We start from the raw sequence: 6,362 nt of genomic DNA on the forward strand, positions 1-6,362 counted from the left end.
TATGCCAAAATCCGTTAGATTTCGTACTCTAACCCAGCAGTTAAATAGGTTAAAAAAACAATTTTTTCCTAAGATTAATCCTCTAGGTTCATATTCCGAGCGGCAGCTAGCCTTAACTCTTGCCTACAGAGTTTTAGTTCATGCCGAAATTGAGGCTTATTTTGAGGACAGAGTTTGGGAAGCAGCCCTTAATGCTAAAAAGAATTGGGATAGTCAGGGTAAGAGTTGCCGTACTTTAATCTGCTTGCTTGGCTTTTCTGGTCAAATGATGGAAGCACCACCAGATACACTGACTCCAACTAAGGGAAGTAAAGCTTTGCCACCGGAAAAAATAAAAGTCAACAAAAAAATAGATTTAGCTATTAATAGTTTTAAGCGAAGCATTGACCAGAATCATGGCATCAAAGAAGCTAATCTTCTGGCGTTGCTTTTGCCAATAGGAATAGATACCGATGATTTAGAGCCTGCTTGGCTGGCTACCATGAATACGTTTGGGGAAGAAAGAGGTGTGGCGGCACATACTTCAGCTACATCCCCGAAAACTATTAGAAGCATAAATCCTATACATGAACTGCAGAGGGTAGAGCAAATTATTCAAGAACTTTTGAGGGTGGATGAGCTGATTAATAATTTAATGAGATAAATGAATAAACCGACACCAATTGTCAAGAGTTTAATCTTTTTGGTAGGCTTCTAGCCGGAACGGGCAAGATGCCCGTTCCACAATACTTTATTTTTTTGTGGCACAGGCATCTTGCCTGTGCTCAAACGGGCAAGATGCCCGTTCCACAATACTTTATTTTCTTGTGGCACAGGCATCTTGCCTGTGCTCAAACAGCTTATTCAGAATGGTGCAAAATTTCCGATTAAACCTTGTCTTTCGCAGGCGGAACCAAACCTGTTTTATTCAAACCCGCATCAATCTGCCTGAGCAATTTAAAATCGTCTTCGGGTAAAGAATTAACTGGCGAGTGTTTTTCCAGAAACGAGAATGCTTGCCGAAATTCACGCGGCCGGGAGTCGATCGCACCATCGAAGTGACAAGGTACAATTTTTTCAAAGTCCCAACTCGCCACTTTATCCACCCAATCGAGAGTTTCCCTGGGGGCGCGGTTGAGAATCAATGTCTGCAAAATCGGCGCGACAAACAACCGCCCCCCTCCCCGCAAAGCCTCAAACGATCGCTCCCAATGTGTTTTCCACTTGAACGGATATAACCCGAAATAAGCTTTCCTAGAGCGTTCTGGCGCTTCTCGTGCCTTGGCAAATACCTCCGACCACGGCGGCACTTCCAGCACGCTAGGGCTAAAATACATGGCAAATAAGGCGATTCTCTGCCACCCTTTGCGCCGATTTTCGTGGGTGTCTGCCACCGTGTCCGAGGCGCTGTCTTTGGCGTGAAATAGCAGCGGGTACGAGTCGAGTTGGACGATCGCGGGGGGATTTTCGGGAATGGAAACTATGGAATCTGTTAGCATCAGGGTGCGCGATCGTCTGTGAAATAACGCAACTTCAGCAAATCTGCCCAAACCGAGGTCCAGCGGGCCGAGAATTGCCCAGTCAAATTGATCGGCTAAGGGGGTGTTGCTGCTGTCAAAGGGCAGTACAGAGGTGCGTTTCGCGGGCAAACCCAGCCAACTCAGCGGCAAATTCACCGGGAAACTCCACTGCTGCGGGGCGACAAACACCTGCGCTTCGGGAAAACACCTCGCAAAGGGGCCGACAAAAACTTTGTGCTCGATGCCTGAAACCGTTGTCAGCAGGATGTACTTCACCTCGCCGTGCTCTGCTACTAACTCTTTTACCAAGCGGATGCACTCAGGAGTCGGTGCAACCGGGGCGTAGACGAGAAGGCCTTCGGGTTCTAGTTTAATTACTGTCATCCGAATCGGGACGACTACGTAGAAAATGCCTTGTAGTTGGTCAAAAGTCCAGATTGTGTCCTTGACTATTTCCTTGCGGATGGTGCGCCGCTTGCTGTAGGGATAGAGGGGGACGACCGGCCAAAAGGCCCAAGAATAGTCCCGATAATCAATCTGTGCTGATGTTGGTATGCCTTCGCCCTCTGCCACTGGTGCGACTCCTTGCCGATTTTTTTGTACGTGCGTGCGATCGAACTATTTTTATCTTATTTCACTCCTGTTGCGCGGATTCGAGGAGTTGAAACCGGGTTTCACCAGGCCTGGGTGCGAGAACTATTAAACCAACTGTTCAGGATCGATGCCTAACTCCCGCAACCGCGCCGCTAGTCTTTCCTCTCGCTGTTGAGAGTCTGTCAGTTGCTGTTGAGATTCTGTCAGTTGCTGTTGAGCTTCAATTACTTGCTGTTGAGATTCTATCAGTTGCCGTTCCGCCGCCGTTGCTCTTTCACCCGGACTCAAAATCAACCCTCCTTGGGCCGTAAACCACCGCAACCACAACCGATTCATACTCTTATAAGTGCCTTGCCACCAACCTAAACTCAACTGCAACTCAGGAATAAATAACCGCCCATCAATTAATTCTGCAGGTTCATAGTGACCTCCTACAAGATGAAAAGCTCGCAATTCATCCGTGTAGCGACTGAACACAAAATAGTAAGGAATCCGCAAAATTTGTTCATAAACTTGCCACTTAGTCGGCGGTTCCCCAGCTTGCTGAACAGTCCGCCCTAAATCTTCATCTTCAGTGCCCGGCGATAGCAATTCCACCACCACAAACGGATTTACCCGTTCTTGCCAAACTACATAACTCAAACGCATATCGCGCCCTTGATAAAGCCTTGGCACACCCACCGCAGCAAACCAATCCGGGCGTTTATGCCAGCGCGGTTGTGTTGCATCGTAATACAAATTTAGGTCACTGGCTGTAAAGACTTGTTCCGCATCCCATCCCGGCGGCAAAAACGTGAATTCCAAGAGTTGCGGCTGATCTAAATGAAATGTATCTGGCAAACCGGGCTCCTTTGGGTCTTCGCTAGGTAAATCATACATTGTTGGCAAACTCTGCCGGGGGTCTAAAGGCGGTTCAGCTTGAGCAGGCGGGTAAGTCGGGAATGTCATAATCAATTCTGAGGTTGCTTATCCTGATATGATTATAACCTTGTGAGAATGTCTTGCATTTTCAAAGAATTCCCATTAACTCTCAATCTCAAATCTCAAATCAAAACTCCAAAATCGATATGACTCAAAACTACCGCATCACTCTTTTACCAGGAGACGGCATCGGCCCTGAAATTATCGCTGTGGCGGTAGATGTCCTGAAACTTGTCGGTCAACAATTGGACATCGGCTTTGAATTTCAAGAAGCTTTAATGGGCGGCGCTGCTATTGACGCAACAGGCAATCCGCTGCCAGAAGAAACACTGGAAAAATGCCGCAACTGCGATGCAGTATTGTTAGCAGCTATTGGCGGTTACAAGTGGGATAATTTGCCCCGCGAACAGCGCCCTGAAACTGGATTATTAGGACTGCGCGCCGGATTGGGATTGTTTGCAAATTTGCGTCCTGCGACTATTTTACCGCAATTGGTTGATGCTTCTAGTTTGAAACGGGAAGTTGTCGAAGGCGTGGATATTATGGTAATCCGCGAACTCACAGGCGGCATTTATTTCGGCAAACCGAAAGGTATTTTTGAGACGGAAACAGGCGAAAAACGCGGCGTCAATACGATGGCTTACACGGAGTCGGAAATTGATAGAATCGGGCGAGTCGCTTTTGAGACGGCCAGGAAGCGGGGGAAAAGGCTGTGTTCCGTTGATAAAGCGAATGTTTTGGACGTTTCGCAACTGTGGCGCGATCGTATTATTGCCCTTTCTTCAGAATACCCTGATGTCGAACTTTCTCACCTCTACGTTGACAACGCCGCCATGCAGTTAATTCGCTGGCCGAAACAGTTCGATACAATTGTCACCGGCAATTTATTCGGCGACATTCTTTCCGATGCGGCGGCGATGCTAACTGGTAGTATTGGGATGCTGCCTTCTGCTAGTTTGGGAGCAAGCGGGCCGGGAGTTTTTGAACCCGTGCACGGTTCCGCACCAGACATCGCCGGACAAGATAAAGCCAATCCCATCGCCCAAGTTTTAAGCGCGGCAATGATGCTGCGCTACGCCTTAAATCAACCGGAAGCTGCTAATAAAATTGAGCAAGCCGTTGTCGAAGTTTTGGATCGAGGTTATCGCACTGGCGATATCATGTCAGAAGGCATGAAACTCGTTGGCTGTCGAGCGATGGGCGATGCTTTAATTGAAGTTTTGCAAGGTTGATCGATGGTCTGGTAGGGGCGGGTTTTACGAATAATATTCGACGCACACACACAATCTCATAAACCCGCCCCCACACAACTAATAACCTTTGATTGAAGTTTTGTAAAGTCGATCGCATAGCGTGGTAGGGGCGGGTTTTACGAATAATATATAACGATTACCAACAATCTAGATAAACCCGCCCCCACCCCACCAATAATCCACATCAACCTGAAATTTGTATTGAATGTTAAGATGTAGGTGATGATTGTTTGTTGGGTTGGGCGGGTTTATGAGATTTTTTGTTTTAGGCAATTATGGTTGGTAAAACCCGCCCCTACAGGAATTGGGTTTTAATGTTCCGCAGTACATTGAGGGCGGGTTTATAAGATTATTAATTTTTAGCCCAGATGGTTGGTAAAACCCGCCCCTACAGGAATTGGGGTTTAATGTTCGGCTGTCAAAAGATGGAATTGCTCGGTATCAATGCGATTTGCTCGATACAAAACTTCAGCTATTTCCGAAAGCGCTAACACAGAATGTGCGCGATAACCGTTGGCCTGCATCTTATCTTTGACTCCCTGTTCGTGGTCGATTAATACCACGATATCTTCCACATTCAAGCCAGCCGATTTTAACTTAGCCGCGCCTTCCATTACGCTTTTGCCACTAATCAAAATATCATCGACTACGACAATCGTTTCTCCTGCCTGAAAATGCCCCTCAATCAATTTGCCTGCACCGTAAGTTTTCACCTCCTTGCGCGGGAAAATCATCGGGCGTTCCATCCGCAATGCTAAACCCGTTGCTGTGGGTAAAGAACCGTAGGGAATTCCCGCAATGCGATCGAATTTTAAATCCTTGAGAATATCTGCATAAGCGCTGACAATTTGGTGGAAAATCTGCGGAATTGAAATAATTTTCCGCAAGTCGATGTAATATGGAAATACGGCGCCGGATGCTTGTACGTGGTCGCCAAAAACTACGCAGCCGATGTCATAAAGTTGCAAGATTAAATCGCGGTGAGGTTCGGGTTGTAAAAAGCAAACATCGGGCAGCCACAATTCGCAAGTGGGGCTACCTTCGATCGCCCGCAGCCTCTGTTTATTAATACTATCCCGCAATTTCTCAATTTCTGGGCGTGGCTCTTTCTGGGCTAATAAACTTGGGGGGACTGGCAGCAGCAAACCGTCACCATTTGTGCTTAAACCGGCCGCCAGCAGTTGTGCGAGGTCGTTTTCTTCTGTGAGGTCATTTTCTTCGGCGATGTCTCCTTCGACTAAAATTAGGCGTTCTGGAGCTTCTTTGCGGATGCGAGCTAACATATCCGGCATTATTCCTACTTCTAAACCGAGTTTTTCGGGAGTTCCCCAAGTTTGAGAGAGTCGGACTAATTGCAAGTACAAAGGGTTTTTTGGCGTCGGGTATTCTTGCACAGCCGCCGCTGACGGGTTGGCGGTGGCACAGAGGACAAAAACTGTTTTTCCAGCGTATAACAAAAAAGGCGCTACTTGGTCGAATCCGGCATAGGGACTTAAGGTAATAGCGTCAACTCGCCAGTCTTGAAATACTATTTTGGCAAAGACTGTGCTGGTGTTTAAATCGCAGTGTTTGGCATCTAAAATTACTGGCAGGTGAGGGGGAATAATTGTTAAAATTTCTTGCAGCAATGCCCAACCGGCAATACCGAGAGATTGGTAAAAACCGAGGGTGATTTTGCAGGCACAGATTAAATCGGCTGTTTGGTCGATCGCACTTTTTAGCTTTGACAACAAATCAGTTACAAAAGTTTGAGTCTCTTCCCCAGTCATGGAAACCTGCGGGGGCAAGGTTTCTGGGTCGGGGTCGAGGGCTAAATACAGCAAACTTTGATTGGTTTCAACAGCAGCTAACAGTTTATCGAAAAAGTTGGTTCGATCGCTCATAGTGTGTTATGGAGGTAAGGGGAAATTAAAAAAGTGCAGATCAAAGTGGGAGGGGTGTTGTGCTGGAAGAAACCGATCCCCGTTGAAATTGAAATTAAGAATCTTGTGAACGAACCTGACGGTCAACTGAGTACAGTTAGACCGCAGGCTTCTTTTTCCTTTTTTTCAAAGGCTTTTTTGAGTGACGGAGTTCCCCCGCCACTTTCGTAACT

5 protein-coding genes are annotated in these 6,362 nt (G+C 47.0%); 2 read left to right on the top strand and 3 right to left on the bottom strand.

Annotated elements, in window-relative coordinates:
- The first annotated feature begins 1 nt into the window (after position 1).
- Entirely contained in the window at positions 2–643 is a 642-nt protein-coding gene (locus QT990_RS29340; protein ID WP_333145254.1) for a HEPN domain-containing protein, read from the top strand.
- A 223-nt stretch (positions 644–866) separates the two neighbouring features.
- Here the strand turns inward: QT990_RS29340 and QT990_RS29345 are convergent, their stop codons facing one another.
- Positions 867–2,072 carry a DUF4336 domain-containing protein gene (locus QT990_RS29345; protein ID WP_333145252.1) on the bottom strand — a complete coding sequence of 402 codons (1,206 nt, stop codon included), beginning with the start codon at positions 2,070–2,072 and terminating at the stop codon, positions 867–869.
- 126 nt (positions 2,073–2,198) lie between these two features.
- Positions 2,199–3,041 (bottom strand): Uma2 family endonuclease, encoded by an 843-nt coding sequence (locus QT990_RS29350; RefSeq protein WP_333145251.1) that lies wholly within the window; start codon positions 3,039–3,041, stop codon positions 2,199–2,201.
- 119 nt (positions 3,042–3,160) lie between these two features.
- Between QT990_RS29350 and leuB the strand changes: the two genes are divergently transcribed.
- Positions 3,161–4,246, top strand: coding sequence for a 3-isopropylmalate dehydrogenase (gene leuB / locus QT990_RS29355; RefSeq protein ID WP_333145250.1), 1,086 nt, complete (start codon positions 3,161–3,163; stop codon positions 4,244–4,246).
- A 425-nt stretch (positions 4,247–4,671) separates the two neighbouring features.
- Here the strand turns inward: leuB and QT990_RS29360 are convergent, their stop codons facing one another.
- Entirely contained in the window at positions 4,672–6,150 is a 1,479-nt protein-coding gene (locus QT990_RS29360) for a bifunctional orotidine-5'-phosphate decarboxylase/orotate phosphoribosyltransferase (protein ID WP_333466093.1), read from the bottom strand.
- Positions 6,151–6,362: the final 212 nt, after the last annotated feature.

Origin of the sequence: Microcoleus sp. T3_B1 (assembly GCF_036700445.1) — a bacterium.
Lineage (GTDB): Bacteria > Cyanobacteriota > Cyanobacteriia > Cyanobacteriales > Microcoleaceae > Microcoleus.